This is a genomic window from uncultured Streptococcus sp. (assembly GCF_963456385.1).
Classification (GTDB): domain Bacteria; phylum Bacillota; class Bacilli; order Lactobacillales; family Streptococcaceae; genus Streptococcus.
In genome coordinates this window covers 74055-90446 of sequence record NZ_CAUOLF010000004.1, presented here as the reverse complement: position 1 = coordinate 90446, position 16392 = coordinate 74055, and the positions used below count along the sequence as shown (strand labels likewise).

Genomic DNA, 16392 nt, shown 5'->3' with positions numbered 1-16392 from the left:
GTATTCTTGCAGCGATTTTTGTTATACTAATGATAGAAAGTTCAGCGAGGATGCAAGATGACCCCAAATAAAGAAGACTATCTCAAGTGTATCTATGAGATTGGCAGCCGCCACAAAAAAATCACCAATAAAGAAATCGCCCAGCTCATGCAGGTTTCACCTCCAGCTGTGACGGAAATGATGAAAAAAATGCTGGCGGAAGAACTTCTGGTCAAGGATAAAAAAGCCGGCTACCTGCTGACTGATTTGGGGCTAAGGCTAGTTTCTGACCTCTACCGCAAGCACCGTCTGATTGAGGTCTTTCTGGTCAATCATCTCGGCTACTCGACTGATGAAATCCATGAGGAAGCCGAAGTCCTAGAGCACACTGTTTCTGAGCGTTTCGTTGAGCGTCTGGATGCCATGCTCCAGTACCCCAAGACTTGTCCTCACGGAGGCACCATCCCAGCCAAGGGAGAGCTTCTGGACGAAGAAAACCAACTGACTCTGGAAGAGACTTCTGCCCCTGGTGACTATATCATCAAACGCGTACACGACGACTTTGACTTGCTCAAATACTTGGAAAAATACAACCTGCAAATCGGCCAAACCATCACCTTCATCCAATACGATTCTTTCGCTCAGGCCTATCTTCTCAAGACAGAAACCCAAGAAATCCAAATCAATCCTATAATTGCCCAGCAGATTTATGTAGAAAAACTATAAACAGAACCCAGTTAGGACTTTTTAGTCTAAACTGGGTTTTTATTGACAAAAAGAAAATGTCAGATTATAATAAGTGTACTTATAAAATATCTAGAGGGAAAGCTAATGGAAAAATCGCAGTTTAACTCCATCTACAAGGATGAATACAAAAAATCAACCGGTCTGCTCTTTATCCGTGCCTACCACAAGTGGCATGGGCTGGTAAAAAACAAACTGAGAACGATTGATTTGACCCATCCCCAGTTTGTCGTTCTGACCACTCTTGCTGCACTCCTGCGTCAGCAAGAATGGGTTAGTCAAACCGATATTGCCCGATTTTCTGACATGGATGTTATGACCGTATCCCAAATCATCCGCCTCTTGGTCAAGAAAGGTTTGATAATGCGGGAAGTCCATCCCAAGGACAGCCGCGCCAACATCATACTTCTAACGGATACGGGGCTGCAAAAGGTCAACCAAGCCCTCCCTCTAGTAGAAGGCATTGATCAGGCGTTCTTTGGAAAATTAGGAAATAAAACAGAAATATTGAATCAACTCTTAATGGAACTGGAGGCAGAAAATGACTAGATTTTGGATTGGTGTCGTATCAAAAGAACATGTACTAAGAGGTGTAGAAGGTGGATTTTGCCAAGTCTGCCATGGTAAGAAAGCGCCGCTGAACCGAATGAAAAAGGGGGACTATCTTCTGTACTACAGCCCCAAGTATCAACTGAACGGTCAGGAAAAATTGCAGGCATTTACAGCAGTTGGCAAGATTCTAGATGACACTGCTTATCAAGTAGAGATGTTTGAAGGCTTTTTCCCATTCCGGCGAGATGTCAGCTACTACCAGCCTGTCAAAGACTGCCCTATTGAGCAAGTCCGACAACATCCTCAGTGGCGCCAATATGCTTCTCAGATAAGATACGGACATTTCGAAGTTTCGAAAGACTTCTTCCTTTATGTTTTTGAGCAAATGAAACTGGACAGCCATGCAAATCAGTAGAAGCAGCTTCGTTTGACTTACACCTAAACCTTGCTCACCTGTCATCAAATCAGCATAAATGCCGATAAACTACCCGTAATCACATTTGCTAGAGCATGTATGATCCAGCTGGCTAAAACGGAGCCATCAGATTTCTTTTCATTGACAAAGCCCATATAGGCCGCGATGCCACCCGTACACAAAATGATGAGCAGGGTTTGCTGCCAAGAGAGCACTGTTATAAACATTAAGCCATGGAGCAGACCAAAAAGAGCAGCTTGTATGGTGTTGGCTACCACAAAGGGTAAGCGACTAGCCAATCTCTTTAAAAGAAAACCTCTGAATAGCAGTTCTTCTGACAGAGAAGTTTGAAAAATACCATAAATCAAAACAGCTGGCAAGGCTTGAAAGCCAAGGCCTGAGAAATTCGAAGTCGCTGTATCCAGATTTTTTACAGCAGGATATACTAGCAAAAACGAAAGAAGCAAGAAAGATAGCGAACCCAACAAAATCCACAGCCAGATCTTCCGGCTGCCAGCATCTTTTAGTGGTTTTAAGCCAAGCCATTCTAAAAATGGACTTTTTCTTCTAGCACTTATCAACCACCAAACAAAAGGAAGAAAAGCAAACAAAGCGATTTGAATCAGAGCATCCAGCATCTGTTGAACTAGATTTTCCATGATAAGAGACTCCTTTCTTTTCTTTAATATGATTATACAAGACAAACTTCAAGAATTTATAAAGTAATTATAAAATATTTCTAAAGAATGATAGAAATCATAAACATAAACAAATCAAAGATTATTGTCACTTCCACTTGCTTGCTATGCTCATCATTTTTGGACTAAATGATGTCAAAAAACTCTTTAAAGGCCTATCTCAAAATCTAAGAAAAGTTGCAGATAAAAATAAGGCGTTGAGTTTAAAAAATAGAAAACTGACAATGCATTAAAGAAAGAAAAAAGTCCTAAAATTTTATCACCCTAAGTCAATTTTTTAGCCTATCTATCCTAGATGATTTTCTTTTTAGTCAAATACTCCCAGCTTCTGTTTATCAACTTCATCCCCCTCGGAGTCTCAATTTTTCAAGCTCAGTACCATGCCAAAAGCTGTTTTTTCCTTCTTGCCAACCCGCTTACATTTTGCTAAAATGATGTCAAAAATCAGCGAGGAAAAATTATGCCACAAGAACTTTTTAAAGAATTTGCCCAGCTAGATCAAGTGGAAGCTATTGTTCTCGGTGGCTCTCGTGCTGGACAGCATTTTGACAAAGACTCAGACTATGATGTTTATATCTACTTGACAGATTCCATTGCTCCCCTGACCCGACGCGATATCCTCAGCAAGTACTGCTCCTACATGGAAATCGGCAATCAGTTTTGGGAACTAGAGGATGACTGTGTGCTGAAGAGCGACATCGAAATTGAGCTCATTTACCGTACACTGGACAGCTTTGATAAAGACCTGCAGACTGTCGTCCTAGACCACCAAGCTCAGAATGCCTACACCACCTGTATGTGGCACAATCTGCTCCACAGCAAAATCATCTACGACCGAAATGGTCGCTACGAGGCACTTCAAAACAAGTACAGACTGCCTTATCCAGCTGAACTTAAAAAGAATATTATTAAGAAGCAGCTCCTCCTACTCGATCAAGCCATGCCAGCTTTCTCCAAACAAATAGAAAAAGCGCTCAAGCGTCAAGACCTGCTCAGTATCAATCACCGCAGCAGTGAATTTTTTGCTTCCTATTTTGACTTGCTCTTCGCCCTAAACGAACAGACTCACCCTGGAGAAAAGAGAATGCTGGAGTTTGCAAAAACCAACTGCACGCTATTGCCTCAACATTTTGAAGAAAATATACAGACCTATTTTCAAAAACTCTACACTGAGCCCGCTGAAGCCATAAAGCTTATCAATCAGCTAGTGACGACCATCAAACAAATCATTCCTCAAGAAATGATTGATGGCTTTTAGTAATGTTGTCGGAAACTATACACTCATTGCTACAGAAGTAAAAAAAATTAGGAGTTTGAACATTAGTGTTCAAACTCCTTTTCATGCTTCTTATCAGCGATTTTTCGTATCGAGAATAATGGTCACTGGACCATCATTAACTAGTTCTACCTGCATGTCTGCTCCAAAAATCCCCGTCCGAGTCGGCACCTCTTGCTGCAAGGCAAGATTGAAGGCATCATAAAAATTGCTAGCCATCTCTGGCGGAGCAGCCTTGACAAAGGCTGGCCGATTACCCTTTTTGGTATCTGCATGCAGAGTGAATTGAGAAATCGATAAAATCTCTCCGTCAATGTCCTTGATAGACAGGTTCATCTTGCCCTCAGCATCGGAAAAAATCCGCATATTGACAATTTTCCTGACTGCATAATCCATATCCTCCTGACTATCGTCAGGGCCTACACCGACTAAGAGCAGAAGACCTTGTCCAATACTGCTGCGCAGCTGTTGGTCAATGCTGACCTGAGCACGTTTCACGCGCTGAATCACTATTTTCATATTTTTTCCTTTGATTTAAGCAAGTCACCAAGGGTAACTTACAGCTAGATAATGATTTCCGAAATGGATCAACCATTGGTCCGCTTGACCGAGTAGACCTCCGGCACGCTCTTGATCTTATCCACCACCGTCGTCAGCATGGACAGATTAGCAATGCCAAAAGAAACGTGGATATTAGCAAATTTCATATCCTTGGTTGGCTGAGCATTGACTGTTGAAATATTTTTGGTGGTATTGGACAGAACCTGCAACACATCGTTGAGGAGGCCAGAGCGGTTGAGACCGTAAATATCAATGTGAGCCGTGTACTCTTTGGTTGTGTTATTGTCTTCCCATTCCACATCAATCAGCCGCTGCTCGTAATTTTCCTGAGCCTTGAGATTCATGCAGTCCTGCCGATGAATGGCTACACCGCGTCCTTTGGTAATATAGCCGACAATATCATCACCCGGCACGGGATTACAGCACTTGGCAATCCGGATGAGGAGGCCAGACGCCCCCTGAATAACAACACCACCTTCATGCTTGACCTTGAGGGTGTCTTTTTTGTTTTCAACCTTGACTTCCCCACCCTTAACCAATTCCTCCGCTTCTGCTCTAGCCTTGGCCCGTTCTTCCTCACGGCGCTCTTTTTCTGTCAGGCGGTTGAAAATACTAATGGCACCAATCTCACCGAAGCCAATCGCCGCAAAAAGCGCCTCTTCAGTCTTATAACTGGTCTTCTGCAGCACTTCTTCCATGTGCTTCTTGTCCATGTACTTATTGGCTACATAGCCATGCTCCTGAAATTGAGCCTGCAAGAGCTCCCGCCCTTTGGAGATAGACAACTCCTTGTCTTGATTTTTAAAGAACTGACGGATTTTATTTCTGGCCTTGCTGGTCTTGACAATATTGAGCCAGTCGCGGCTCGGTCCGAAGGAGTTAGCATTGGTGATGATTTCCACCTGATCACCTGTCCTGAGCTTGGTTGTCAGAGGAACCATGCGGCCATTTACCTTGGCTCCCGTGGCTTTCTCACCGACCTTAGTGTGGATCTCATAGGCAAAGTCAATGGGACCCGAGTCCTTAGGCAGAGAACGAACTGCTCCATCCGGTGTGAAGACGTAGATTTCCTCAGCCAGATAGCTCTCCTTGACCGAGTCAACGAAGTCCTTGGCATTGTTAGACTGGTCCTGCAGCTCCATCAGCTCCTTGATCCAGTTCATCCCGATGGCTGATTCTTTGCTGTCTACCTGTCCTTTAACACCTTTTTTATAAGCCCAGTGAGCCGCAACCCCATACTCAGCGACCTCATGCATTTCCTTGGTCCGAATCTGAAACTCAATCGGACCTTTGGGTCCATAAACGGTCGTATGGATAGACTGGTAGCCATTGGCCTTGCGGTTGGCAATATAATCCTTGAACCGCCCTGGCATAGGACGCCAAAGCTCATGAATATAGCCCAGCATGGCATAAACATCACTTTGAGTATCCAAGATACAGCGAATAGCAATCAGATCATAAATCTCATCAAAACGCTTCTTCTTGTCCTGCATCTTGCGATAGATTGAGTAGATATGCTTGGGCCGGCCATAAATCTTACCGTACAGATTGCGCTCGCCAGCATAGGTCTCAATCTTCTGAACCACCTCTTCTACCAGAGCTTCACGCTCCCGCCGCTTCTCCTTCATCATGTGGGAAATTTTGTAAAATTCCACTTCATTGAGATAACGGAAGGACAAATCTTCCAGCTCCCACTTGACACTGGAAATCCCCAGGCGGTGAGCCAAGGGTGCGTAGATTTCCATTGTCTCTCGAGAAATCCGCTCCTGCTTATCCTTGCGCAAGTGCTTGAGCGTCCGCATATTGTGGAGACGGTCTGCCAGCTTGACCAAAATAACCCGGATATCCTCCGACATGGCCATCAGCATCTTACGGTGGTTTTCCGCCAGCTGCTCTTCATGGGATTTGTACTTGACCTTACCCAGCTTGGTAACCCCATCCACAATCACGCGCACATCCGTCCCAAACTCTCTTTCCAAATCATCCAGCGTCGCACGAGTATCCTCGACCACATCATGCAGAAAACCGCAGGCAACCGTTACCGCATCTAGCTTGAGTGTGGCCAAAATCCCTGCCACCTGAATAGGATGCACGATATAAGGCTCACCTGACCTGCGAAACTGCCCACTGTGACAATCAATCGCATAGATCAAAGCTTTCTGTATAAAGGCCACATCCTCCGCAGCCAGATATTTTCTCGTAAGGGCCAATACCTGATCGCCCGTCAAATTCACTTCTTTTGGCATCTCGTCTCTCCAATTCCTGCCTACTATTTTATCACTTTTAACCCGATATGAAAACCTAGAAGACAGTTCATATAAAAACCCGCCTTAAACGGGCGGGAGTTATCCGGTGTGAGGCTGGTAAAAACAAAGCCTTACTTATTATCCTGCAATTCCTGAATGCCACTTCTCTTTTGCTGGGCACTTTCTTTGACTTGTCACCGATTTTATAACTAGTATATTCTTGCCAAGCAATTTTATTCTTTTCTTCATCATTGTAAAACATCGAAATCACTCCTTAAGCAAATCTTGAAATTTCTTTGATTTTGACATTCCCACTGTACTAATTGGTTCGTCTTCCCCATATTTTTGAATGCCAAACTTCCCTATAATATCTCGGTTTTTGTTAATCATAATATGAAATATGATTCCGCCCATAGGATTATGACGGATGGTCTTGTCATCTATTTTATAAGAGCGAATCTTCCCATTCTCCGTTAAAGCATTCGGGTCCTTTCTCCTTAAATCTTCTTCAATCAACTCTCTCACTTCCTCACTATGGACAATCCTGAACATTTCATCCTGAAATTCATGATTTTTATGAGCTAGGTAGAGGCCAACTCCTATGCAAGCAGCCACAAACAAGCTGATAATCGATAAGATAATTTTATGTTTTTTCTTCATGTATTCACCTCTAAAAAAAGAAATCTTCTTATGGCTATTTGGCTGTCACTCCTCTAGTAACTGTTGAAGTTTTTCCGTAAGAGTGCCGCCAACTAAACTCATTCTACCATCTTGACTATATTTCCTTATACCAAATTTAAATACAGCATCCGAATCGTCATTAATTATAACATGAAACATAATGCCTCCCATTGGATTATGTTTAATGGAGCTATCATCAATTTTATAAGAACGAATTTTCCCTTTATCCGTTAAAGCATTCGGATCTTCTTCTTTTAATGCTTCTACAATCATTTTTCTAACTTCCTCACTGTGGACAATTCTTGTCATTTCATTTTGAAATTCTTGATTTTTATGAGCTAGGTAGAGACCCCCTCCCAGCAATATCAATACACTTAGGCCAATAAGCCCCATAATCCTATTTCTTCTCTTAAACATATAAACATTCCTCAATCTTTGTCAGTTTCATTATATAATATATTTTCCCAAAAGCAAAAACCCGCCTTAAACGGGCGGGTTGTGATGAAGAAAGTGATGAACTTCTTCCTTGATAAATTGACAATAAGCGTAGACAAGGTAGCAAGTAGATGCCACACCTAAAAGGCCGACAAACAACTCAAATAAGGCAGACACAGTCATGGCGAACCTCCTCTCCTTATCAGGCAAAATGCAGATACGCTTCCCAGCTTAGGTAGTCTGATTTTTTCCGTTTTTATTTTCCTTTCCGACTTACCCAAGTGAGTTCATTACTATTATACCAAAATACGAAAGCGGATACAAGACAGTGAGACAGTTGTTCCTAACAATGATTTTATCAAAATAGATAACATGCTAAATTTGAAGCGTCTAACGTAGGAATGTCACTGTTAACAAATTTTTTATCTCCTTTTAATTTGACACGGTTTCTCTAAATGAATAAACATTGTCGTAGTTGACAGTTACTGAATAATAGTAATAATCGTCGTTTCGGTTTGAGCTTCCAAATCCTAAAGTTGCCTGTTCTCTTTCATTTTTGTGAAAATACTGATTGATAGTTTGATTTTGAATCGAATAATCAATATCAAACGCCCCGTTGTTGCCGTTATAACTTTTGGATTTCATAGATAAAGAAGATAGAAAAGACTGATTAATTGTTAACTTTTGAAATAAGAATCCATCAAAAGGCCATAATTCTTTCGCTTTCCCCTCATCAGAAAAGATAAAGTTGCTGTCTATATAATCAACTCTTATTGTTTCTTCTGGCTTTTCAGTAATATCATCAGAAGCCCGTGTCTTGGTTAGCACTCCAGAAATTGTGTGATTGCTACTATCCCCTTGTAAAGACATTTCGATAAGATAAGTCCCACGTTTGATATACACTTGCCCTACTTTAAACCCATCCGGAAATTGCTTAAACAAATCAAATAGATTTTCAGTGGGATAGACGCGACCCACTTCAGCTACCTTATTCTCAATCCAATCTCGGCTGCTCCTCTTTTCTCCACATCCTATTAATCCTATCATCACTCCCCCTAAAAGTAATATTTTGAGAAAAATCCGCTTTTTCATAACATTCTCCTTGATTATTATGCTTAACAAAGTAACTTATTTCAGTCACTGTATAGTGTACCATAATTTTTTAAAACTCTATTTTATTCTACCTTCATCCAATCATTCACTTATCCACTGATATCTTCATTCAGTATTTTCAAACCAATATTAGACAGCATGAAAGCTCTAAACTGGAAATTCCTTCTTGATGATAGCGTTTTAATATAGTATAATATAAGTCTGAAATTTATTTTAACAAAGGAGATATTATGTCTAAATCATCCCTTCAAAAAACGGTTGTACTTTTGAGCGCAGCGGCTCTTGCGGCAGCTGTAAATGCTGTTCAAGCTGATGAGAATACTGCACCAGTCACTGCTAATCCTGCCCCAGTAGAAAGCAGCGCGGCGGAAGCAAAACCAACGACTGCTGCAAGTCCTACTGAAGCTGCTGAGACACCAGAGAGCACGGAGCCTAGCTCTGCTATTTCCCCAGAAAATGCTGGTGGAAATATTGATGCTCTGATGGCTATGGCTCGCAATGTCGCGGCTACTGAGGATACTAAGCCCGTGGAGGGACAGACTGTTGATGTGCGTATCTTGGCAACGACCGACCTCCATACCAACTTAGTCAACTACGACTACTATCAGGACAAGCCGGTTGAGACCTTGGGACTGGCTAAAACAGCCGTGCTGATCGAGAAAGCAAAGAAAGAAAATCCAAATGTCCTCTTGGTAGATAATGGCGATACTATCCAAGGAACGCCGCTTGGAACCTATAAGGCCATCGTGGATCCTGTGGAGAAGGGCGAGCAGCACCCTATGTACGCTGCCTTACAAGCACTGGGCTTTGAAGCTGGCACGCTAGGAAACCATGAGTTCAACTACGGTCTAGACTATCTGAACCGTGTGATTGAGACAGCAGGCATGCCTCTTGTCAATGCCAATGTGCTGGATCCAGCGACTGGTAAATTCATTTATCAGCCTTACAAAATCATCGAAAAGACCTTTACAGATACTCAGGGCCGCTTGACGACCGTCAAGATTGGTGTGACAGGGATTGTACCGCCACAGATCCTCAACTGGGATAAGGCAAATCTAGAAGGAAAAGTGGTTGTTCGCGATTCTGTTGAGGCTATTCGAGATATTATTCCTGAGATGCGTAAGGCTGGTGCAGATATCACCTTGGTGCTTTCTCACTCCGGTATCGGGGACGACAAGTATGAAAAAGGCGAGGAAAATGAAGGTTATCAAATCGCTAGTCTGCCAGGTGTGGATGCTGTTGTAACGGGCCACTCTCACGCAGAATTTCCAAGCGGTAATGGAACTGGATTCTACGAAAAATATCCTGGTGTAGATGGGGTCAACGGTAAAATCAATGGTACTCCAGTAACCATGGCTGGAAAATATGGCGACCATCTGGGCGTCATTGACCTCAAGCTCAACTATACCGACGGCAAATGGAAAGTCACTGACAGCAAAGGCTCCATCCGCAAGGTAGATACCAAGTCTAATGTGGCAGATCAGCGCGTCATTGACATAGCCAAAGAGTCTCACGAAGGTACTATCAACTACGTCCGCCAGCAAGTCGGGACCACCTCTGCACCGATTACCAGCTACTTCGCTCTGGTCAAGGACGATCCATCCGTTCAGATCGTCAATAATGCTCAGCTTTGGTATGCTAAGCAAGAGCTGGCTGGCACGCCTGAAGCCAACCTTCCTATTCTGTCTGCAGCAGCGCCTTTCAAGGCAGGAACTCGCGGGGATGCAACGGCCTACACAGACATCCCAGCTGGTCCTATTGCCATCAAGAACGTAGCAGACCTCTATCTCTATGACAATGTCACTGCTATCCTCAAGGTCAACGGTGCCCAGCTCAAAGAATGGTTGGAAATGTCAGCTGGCCAGTTCAATACCATTGACCCTAACAATAGCCAACCGCAAAATCTGGTCAATACTGACTACCGGACTTATAACTTTGATGTTATCGACGGTGTGACCTATGAGTTTGACATCACCCAGCCTAACAAATACGACCGCGAAGGCAAACTAGCAAACCCAAATGCCAGCCGGGTCCGTAATCTGAAATACCAAGGCAAGGAGATTGACCCCAATCAGGAATTTATCGTCGTGACCAACAACTACCGGTCTAACGGTAACTTCCCTGGTGTTCGAGAAGCCAGCCTTAACCGTCTGCTCAATCTGGAAAACCGCCAAGCTATCATCAACTATATCTTGGCTGTCAAAAATATCAATCCAAGTGCAGATCAGAACTGGCATTTCGCTGATACCATCAAGGGACTGGACCTGCGCTTCCTGACAGCTGATAAGGCCAAGAACTTGATTGGTACTGACGGAGACATCGTCTATCTAGCGGCATCTGCCCAAGAAGGATTCGGCGAATACAAATTCGTCTACGTCGCACCGAAAACTGAACCGGTTCCTATTGAGCAACCAAGCTCTCCTACTATCGCTGTTGAAGCAGCTAACCTGCAGCACAGCAGAGTAGATTTCCCTGTCTTGACTGCTGTTGACCCTAGCACGAACAAGCAAGCGTCCCACAGACAGGCAGGAGCAGAAAGCCTCCCAGTAACCGGAGAAAAGGCGTCCTCACTTGGAGTCTTGGGACTTGTCATGACCGGACTTGCAGGAATCTTCGCCTTTAAAAAACGTGAAAGACAATAATGATTAAAAAATCAGCAGCCAAAATGGCTGCTGATTTTACTTTTTAAAGACTGTCCTTGCTCAATTCCAACAAAACACTGACTGCAGTCAAGGCATAAAGCGGAGCGGTTTCAGCTCGCAGGATACGTGGACCTAGACCAGCGGAGACAGCCCCTGCTTGGCCAAAGGCTGCTATTTCCTCTGACGAGAGACCGCCCTCCGGTCCGAAGATAAAGAGGACTTTTGCGCCGGCTGCCAAGCCCAACAGAGCCCGGACTAGAGCTGCAGTTTCTCCTTCTTTGGCCGATTCTTCATAGGCCACGATGATGCGGTCAAAGTCTGCCAAGGCTGCCAGAAAGTCTGCCTTTTTATCAAAGAGCCGAACCTCCGGTATCAGATTACGCTTGCTCTGCTCTGCTGCTCCCTGAGCAATTTTCTCTAGCTTTTCACTCTTTTTAGCCAGCTTTTTGCAATCCCATTTGGCCACCGACCAGTCCGCTGGAAAGGACCAGATAGCACTGGCTCCTAGCTCCGTTGCCTTTTGAGTGATAAACTCTAATTTATCACCCTTGGGAAAGCCTGAAGCAATGGTCACTTGAACCGGCAGCTCGGTATTGTCTGCCAGCTCCTCCAAGATTTCCAAGCTCTGCTGGCTAGGATCCAATACCCGAGCCAGCCGTTTTATGCCATCATCAAAGACCAGTGTAACTTGATCGCCCTCTTTGAGCCGCATGACTGAAAACATATGTTTAGCCGTGTCCTTATCCGTGACCACCAGAGGAGACTGAGGAATTCCTTTTATAAAATAGTGTTGCATCTAACCACCTATCACACCTGAAATGTCCTGCGTTTTCTTAAAGACACAGGCATTCCATTCGCCCTGAATCATATGCGTTTCCAGGAAAAATCCTGCCGCTTCTGCTGACTCGCGCACCATTTCCCACTTCTCAGAAATGATCCCACTCATAATCAGATAACCCTCATCCTTGACTAGACGATAAGCATCTTCTGTCAGATGGATGAGAATATCGGCCAAGATATTGGCAACGATGACATCCGCCTCGATTTCTACCCCTCGGAGAAGATCACCTGGTGCCACATGAATGTTCTCCATACCTGGATTGAGCTCAATATTTTCCTGAGCCACGCGCACTGCCACCTCGTCTAAATCATAAGCGTAGATGTCCTTAGCGCCCAAGAGAGAGCTGGCAATGGAGAGGACACCACTTCCTGTACCTACATCCAGCACCGTTTCTCCGCCCCGCAAGACCTGCTCCAGAGCAAAGAGGCTCATCTTGGTCGTCGGATGAGTGCCTGTACCAAAGGCCATACCAGGATCCAGTTTGATAATCTTCTCACCAGCTGTCGCTTCATACTCCGTCCAGGACGGCACAATAGTCAAGTCATGGGTAATACGAGCTGGCTCAAAGTACTTCTTCCAGTTGTCCGCCCAGTCTTCCTCAGCCAGTTCCTGCCGAGTCAGCTCAATATCTCCCGTCTCCAAGCCGAAGCCATCCAGCTCAGCCAGTCGCTTATTGGCCCGGGCTGCAATGGCCTCTATATCCACCGAATCCGGGTAGTAGCCAGTAATCCGGACCCGATTGCTCTGCTCAACTTCTGGAAAAAGCTCACCATACTGGTCAACCTGCCCCAGATAATCTGCGCTGTCATCAATAGCCACACCCTGACTGCCCAGCTCAATCAGAATATTCGAGGCTGCTTCCTCCGCCTCACGCTTCACTTCAATCGTTAATTCCTGCCAAGTGTCCATCATTAAAATACCAAGCCCGTAAAACACAAAGCCAAAATAGGAAATTCTCTGACGACGTTTGCGTCTAAGAGAACTTTATCTTTTTGCCACAGTTTTTAGGGCGTGTTCAGTTTGGAAATTTAACTGAACAATCCTTTCTTTGTTTATTTCATTGTCTTTGTCATGTAAACCATATCCATGCCCTCTTTTTCGGGCTCAGTATGGGTCTGATGATAGCCGTTTTTCTCATAAAAAGCTACCATGCCTTTATCTTGAAAAACCGTGCACAAATCCCATTGCATAACGGTGGAGAATTTCTCCTCTATCAGACCAAGCCCCTCAGAACCATATCCTTTATTCTGGTACTCTGGCAAAATCGCTACTGTTCCAATCCAGCCTGCTGTCTGTTCGTCATTTGTATTCAAGCGAATAAAGCCAAGAATCTTCTCGGCGTCTTTGACAAAATAATAAAAACTATTGGGCCGCTCAACCAGCTTCCAGCGAATCCGCTCTCGCTCCTCCAGATAGGGGTCGTATTGATCCTGATATTTTTCATAAACGGCCTTAAAACTCGCTCGCTGAATGGCAATAATGGGCTCTAAATCCTCAGCTCCCGCCCGTTCAATATGAATCATGCTCGCACCTCCAAATAATCGCTCAACCTGTCCTGCAACTGCGGAATAACCTTTTTATCTGATAAGAACTGGCTCACATCCACCATCTGATAAGCCTGTCCCTCATCGCCAAAGACTATACTGGCAAAATCTTCCTGATTGATAGTTCCCACCATAAAAATAGAGGTTTTGTCTGGATCAAGCATCCCTTGATATTCCTTAACCCAGACAATAGCACCTTCTTCAAGCTTCAAACCAAGCTCTTCAAAAACCTCTCGTTGGACGCATTCAAAAGGCGTCTCCTCACTCTCTCGGCCACCGCCCGGCAACTCCCACATATTGGGCCAAGGGATGGTTGAAATATCATCTCGCAAGATAGTCAGTAGCTTGTCATCACAAATCAAGGCAATCTTACAGCCAGAAAATTCCATCCGTTTGTGCAGCAAATCTAATTCTTCTGCATTTTCCATAAGCGCCTCCTAATACCTCGGATATGAATAACATTCTGTCTCAGTCAACTCAGCTCTGCCATTTTCAAAAGCCTCAGAATTCCAAGCCATCTCAAACTCTGCTGCCTCTGGATCTGCTAAGAAGTCCATGAGCGCATCAAGGCCAGACTCAGCCGTTTGAGTTAGGAAATCTACGAAATAAGCCAGAAACTCCCGTGACAGCCCCTTCTTAGGCTCGTAGGGCAGGGTAGCCAGATAGTTCTCGGCCTCAAAACGAGACTTGGTTGGATTATAGAAAAGCACGGCTTCCTCAAAGTAAATATCCTCAGCCGAGGCATTGCCCTCAGCATCAACCGTCTCAATCCCGCCTGGATTTTGCACCTCAAGGAGAAAGGCCACTTCCACTGCGTGATTCTTCTTGTCCCAGTTTATCTCGTAGTCAAAAGGAAAGCTCTTCTCCATTTCCTCGTCCAATATCTCCAAAAAACCGTACTTAGCCATGATTTCCTCTTTTCATTGTGATAAAATATTACTATCTACAATAGTAACACAAAAAGCCAAGAAAAACACTTGCAGAAAGGAAATCTTATGCCAGAAAACCTAGCCCTGCGCATGCGGCCGACCGGCATTGATCAGATCATCGGCCAACAGCATCTGGTCGGACCCGGGAAAATCATCCGTCGCATGGTTGAAGCCAACCGCCTGTCCTCGATGATTCTCTACGGACCACCCGGCATCGGCAAGACCTCTATCGCCTCAGCTATTGCCGGCACAACTAAATATGCTTTTCGGACCTTTAACGCCACCGTAGATAGCAAGAAGCGCCTGCAGGAGATTGCTGAAGAGGCTAAATTTTCCGGCGGTCTGGTGCTCCTGCTAGATGAAATTCACCGTTTGGACAAGACCAAGCAAGACTTTCTGCTGCCGCTCTTAGAAAGCGGTCTGGTCATCATGATTGGAGCGACGACAGAAAATCCTTTCTTTTCCGTCACCCCTGCTATTCGAAGCCGGGTTCAGATATTTGAGCTTGAGCCCCTCAGCAACGACGACATCCGGACGGCCATTCAGCTAGCCTTGACGGATAAGGAACGAGGATTTGATTTTCCAGTAGAGCTAGATGATGAGGCTCTGGAATTCATTGCCATCTCTACCAACGGAGACCTGCGCTCCGCCTATAATTCACTGGATCTAGCCGTACTCTCTACCCCAGAAGATGGCAAGGGTATCCGCCACATCACGCTCCATGTCATGGAAAACAGCCTGCAAAAGAGCTATATCACCATGGATAAGGACGGGGATGGCCATTACGATGTCCTCTCTGCCCTGCAGAAGTCCATCCGTGGCTCCGATGTCAATGCCAGCCTCCACTACGCAGCTCGTCTCATTGAGGCAGGAGACCTGCCTAGCCTAGCTCGACGCTTGACCGTCATCGCTTACGAAGATATTGGACTAGCAAATCCAGACGCTCAAGTTCATACCGTTACAGCTCTGGAGGCAGCTCAGCGGATTGGTTTTCCTGAAGCCCGTATCCTTATTGCCAATATTGTTATCGATCTGGCTCTATCGCCCAAGTCCAACTCAGCCTATCTAGCCATGGACAAGGCCTTGGCTGACCTAAGAAAGAATGGAAACCTCCCCATTCCCCGCCACTTACGAGACGGCCACTATGCAGGAAGCAAAGAACTGGGCAACGCACAGGACTATCTCTACCCTCACTCCTATCCTGGCAATTGGGTCAAGCAGGACTATCTGCCTGACAAGATTAAAGATGCCAATTATTTCACCCCTAACGAGAATGGCAAATACGAGCGAGCCCTTGGGATGACCAAGGATAAGATTGACGACTTAAAAAAATGATGACATCGTTTGCAAAAAATTACATTTTTCTCTTGAATTTTTCAAAATTTATGGTATCATAATTATAGAAACGCTGTGGTGTACGACTTCACACTTAAGTGTTGACCGACTATTTTTTGTATTATTAGGGAAACAAAAGACTTCTAACAGCATGCAAGCCGTGTCACGCGGAAGCAGCTTCAGTTAGAGCGAGTTGCCCACCTGCTTAATTGCGCGGGTTCAATACAAATCGTGAAGGTCCGGCACCAATACAGCTTTTTCTATTGCCTCCTTAGCTCAGCTGGCAGAGCAGCGGACTCTTAATCCGTGGGTCGCAGGTTCGATCCCTGCAGGGGGCATAGAAATAGATTAAAAAAGCCTTGATAATCAAGGCTTTTTTGCTTGTCTTAAGTAAATTTGTT

At 44.7% G+C, this 16392-nt stretch carries 18 protein-coding genes and 1 tRNA gene; 7 read left to right on the top strand and 12 right to left on the bottom strand.

Annotated features, from left to right (window positions below; all coding sequences use genetic code 11):
• Positions 1–57 precede the first annotated feature (57 nt).
• The 3 genes from RP262_RS02795 (at position 58) to RP262_RS02785 (ending at position 1690) form a co-directional block, all read left to right on the top strand.
• Positions 58–705, top strand: coding sequence for a metal-dependent transcriptional regulator (locus tag RP262_RS02795; protein ID WP_311154230.1), 648 nt, complete (start codon positions 58–60; stop codon positions 703–705).
• A gap of 105 nt (positions 706–810) precedes the next feature.
• Positions 811–1272: a MarR family transcriptional regulator gene (locus RP262_RS02790; protein WP_311154229.1), complete on the top strand. Its 462-nt coding sequence runs from the start codon at positions 811–813 to the stop codon at positions 1270–1272.
• Complete coding sequence (locus RP262_RS02785; protein ID WP_311154228.1) at positions 1265–1690, top strand: EVE domain-containing protein; 426 nt, start codon at positions 1265–1267, stop codon at positions 1688–1690. The genes RP262_RS02790 and RP262_RS02785 overlap by 8 nt, the downstream gene beginning before the upstream one ends.
• A gap of 44 nt (positions 1691–1734) precedes the next feature.
• Here RP262_RS02785 and RP262_RS02780 read toward each other — a convergent pair whose 3' ends face one another.
• On the bottom strand, positions 1735–2349 hold the full coding sequence (locus RP262_RS02780; protein WP_311154227.1) for a CPBP family intramembrane glutamic endopeptidase: 615 nt from the start codon (positions 2347–2349) through the stop codon (positions 1735–1737).
• A 499-nt stretch (positions 2350–2848) separates the two neighbouring features.
• On the opposite strand from RP262_RS02780, the gene RP262_RS02775 reads away from it, so the two are divergent.
• Complete coding sequence (locus RP262_RS02775; protein WP_311154226.1) at positions 2849–3646, top strand: DUF4037 domain-containing protein; 798 nt, start codon at positions 2849–2851, stop codon at positions 3644–3646.
• Between the two features lie 93 nt (positions 3647–3739).
• Here RP262_RS02775 and dtd read toward each other — a convergent pair whose 3' ends face one another.
• The 6 genes from dtd to RP262_RS02745 form a co-directional block, all read right to left on the bottom strand.
• Positions 3740–4183, bottom strand: coding sequence for a D-aminoacyl-tRNA deacylase (gene dtd / locus RP262_RS02770; protein ID WP_002910787.1), 444 nt, complete (start codon positions 4181–4183; stop codon positions 3740–3742).
• 68 nt (positions 4184–4251) lie between these two features.
• Positions 4252–6471, bottom strand: coding sequence for a bifunctional (p)ppGpp synthetase/guanosine-3',5'-bis(diphosphate) 3'-pyrophosphohydrolase (locus RP262_RS02765; RefSeq protein ID WP_311154225.1), 2220 nt, complete (start codon positions 6469–6471; stop codon positions 4252–4254).
• A 267-nt stretch (positions 6472–6738) separates the two neighbouring features.
• Positions 6739–7131 carry a DUF1310 family protein gene (locus RP262_RS02760; protein ID WP_311154224.1) on the bottom strand — a complete coding sequence of 131 codons (393 nt, stop codon included), beginning with the start codon at positions 7129–7131 and terminating at the stop codon, positions 6739–6741.
• Positions 7132–7176: 45 nt separating this feature from the next.
• Positions 7177–7569, bottom strand: coding sequence for a DUF1310 family protein (locus RP262_RS02755; protein WP_311154223.1), 393 nt, complete (start codon positions 7567–7569; stop codon positions 7177–7179).
• Between the two features lie 66 nt (positions 7570–7635).
• On the bottom strand, positions 7636–7770 hold the full coding sequence (locus tag RP262_RS02750) for a hypothetical protein (RefSeq protein WP_311154222.1): 135 nt from the start codon (positions 7768–7770) through the stop codon (positions 7636–7638).
• Positions 7771–8019: 249 nt separating this feature from the next.
• Positions 8020–8679 (bottom strand): hypothetical protein, encoded by a 660-nt coding sequence (locus RP262_RS02745; protein WP_311154221.1) that lies wholly within the window; start codon positions 8677–8679, stop codon positions 8020–8022.
• 251 nt (positions 8680–8930) lie between these two features.
• Between RP262_RS02745 and RP262_RS02740 the strand changes: the two genes are divergently transcribed.
• On the top strand, positions 8931–11342 hold the full coding sequence (locus tag RP262_RS02740) for a bifunctional 2',3'-cyclic-nucleotide 2'-phosphodiesterase/3'-nucleotidase (protein WP_311154220.1): 2412 nt from the start codon (positions 8931–8933) through the stop codon (positions 11340–11342).
• A gap of 43 nt (positions 11343–11385) precedes the next feature.
• On the opposite strand, the gene RP262_RS02735 is transcribed toward RP262_RS02740, so the two are convergent.
• From RP262_RS02735 to RP262_RS02715, 5 genes are all read right to left on the bottom strand, one after another.
• Complete coding sequence (locus RP262_RS02735) at positions 11386–12138, bottom strand: 16S rRNA (uracil(1498)-N(3))-methyltransferase (RefSeq protein ID WP_311154219.1); 753 nt, start codon at positions 12136–12138, stop codon at positions 11386–11388.
• Positions 12139–13092, bottom strand: a complete 954-nt coding sequence (prmA, locus tag RP262_RS02730) for a 50S ribosomal protein L11 methyltransferase (protein ID WP_311154257.1) — start codon at positions 13090–13092, stop codon at positions 12139–12141. It abuts the gene before it with no gap.
• 143 nt (positions 13093–13235) lie between these two features.
• Positions 13236–13706, bottom strand: coding sequence for a GNAT family N-acetyltransferase (locus RP262_RS02725; RefSeq protein ID WP_311154218.1), 471 nt, complete (start codon positions 13704–13706; stop codon positions 13236–13238).
• A complete protein-coding gene (locus RP262_RS02720) occupies positions 13703–14155 on the bottom strand; it encodes an NUDIX hydrolase (RefSeq protein WP_311154217.1) in 453 nt (150 codons plus the stop codon). The genes RP262_RS02725 and RP262_RS02720 overlap by 4 nt, the downstream gene beginning before the upstream one ends.
• 9 nt (positions 14156–14164) lie before the next feature.
• The gene (locus RP262_RS02715) at positions 14165–14635 is read right to left on the bottom strand and encodes a DUF3013 family protein (protein ID WP_311154216.1); all 471 of its coding nucleotides are present in this window, start codon (positions 14633–14635) and stop codon (positions 14165–14167) included.
• A gap of 87 nt (positions 14636–14722) precedes the next feature.
• On the opposite strand from RP262_RS02715, the gene RP262_RS02710 reads away from it, so the two are divergent.
• Entirely contained in the window at positions 14723–15991 is a 1269-nt protein-coding gene (locus RP262_RS02710) for a replication-associated recombination protein A (protein WP_311154215.1), read from the top strand.
• 265 nt (positions 15992–16256) lie between these two features.
• Positions 16257–16329, top strand: a tRNA-Lys gene (locus RP262_RS02705).
• The last annotated feature ends 63 nt before the right edge of the window (positions 16330–16392 follow it).

Excerpts from the sequence above, each read along its gene's own strand:
- RP262_RS02795 (WP_311154230.1), top strand. The coding sequence starts at position 58 with ATGACCCCAAATAAAGAAGACTATCTCAAGTGTATCTATGAGATTGGC.
- RP262_RS02790 (WP_311154229.1), top strand. The coding sequence starts at position 811 with ATGGAAAAATCGCAGTTTAACTCCATCTACAAGGATGAATACAAAAAA.
- RP262_RS02785 (WP_311154228.1), top strand. The coding sequence starts at position 1,265 with ATGACTAGATTTTGGATTGGTGTCGTATCAAAAGAACATGTACTAAGA.
- RP262_RS02780 (WP_311154227.1), bottom strand. The coding sequence starts at position 2,349 with ATGGAAAATCTAGTTCAACAGATGCTGGATGCTCTGATTCAAATCGCT.
- RP262_RS02775 (WP_311154226.1), top strand. The coding sequence starts at position 2,849 with ATGCCACAAGAACTTTTTAAAGAATTTGCCCAGCTAGATCAAGTGGAA.
- dtd (WP_002910787.1), bottom strand. The coding sequence starts at position 4,183 with ATGAAAATAGTGATTCAGCGCGTGAAACGTGCTCAGGTCAGCATTGAC.
- RP262_RS02765 (WP_311154225.1), bottom strand. The coding sequence starts at position 6,471 with ATGCCAAAAGAAGTGAATTTGACGGGCGATCAGGTATTGGCCCTTACG.
- RP262_RS02760 (WP_311154224.1), bottom strand. The coding sequence starts at position 7,131 with ATGAAGAAAAAACATAAAATTATCTTATCGATTATCAGCTTGTTTGTG.
- RP262_RS02755 (WP_311154223.1), bottom strand. The coding sequence starts at position 7,569 with ATGTTTAAGAGAAGAAATAGGATTATGGGGCTTATTGGCCTAAGTGTA.
- RP262_RS02750 (WP_311154222.1), bottom strand. The coding sequence starts at position 7,770 with ATGACTGTGTCTGCCTTATTTGAGTTGTTTGTCGGCCTTTTAGGTGTG.
- RP262_RS02745 (WP_311154221.1), bottom strand. The coding sequence starts at position 8,679 with ATGAAAAAGCGGATTTTTCTCAAAATATTACTTTTAGGGGGAGTGATG.
- RP262_RS02740 (WP_311154220.1), top strand. The coding sequence starts at position 8,931 with ATGTCTAAATCATCCCTTCAAAAAACGGTTGTACTTTTGAGCGCAGCG.
- RP262_RS02735 (WP_311154219.1), bottom strand. The coding sequence starts at position 12,138 with ATGCAACACTATTTTATAAAAGGAATTCCTCAGTCTCCTCTGGTGGTC.
- prmA (WP_311154257.1), bottom strand. The coding sequence starts at position 13,092 with ATGGACACTTGGCAGGAATTAACGATTGAAGTGAAGCGTGAGGCGGAG.
- RP262_RS02725 (WP_311154218.1), bottom strand. The coding sequence starts at position 13,706 with ATGATTCATATTGAACGGGCGGGAGCTGAGGATTTAGAGCCCATTATT.
- RP262_RS02720 (WP_311154217.1), bottom strand. The coding sequence starts at position 14,155 with ATGGAAAATGCAGAAGAATTAGATTTGCTGCACAAACGGATGGAATTT.
- RP262_RS02715 (WP_311154216.1), bottom strand. The coding sequence starts at position 14,635 with ATGGCTAAGTACGGTTTTTTGGAGATATTGGACGAGGAAATGGAGAAG.
- RP262_RS02710 (WP_311154215.1), top strand. The coding sequence starts at position 14,723 with ATGCCAGAAAACCTAGCCCTGCGCATGCGGCCGACCGGCATTGATCAG.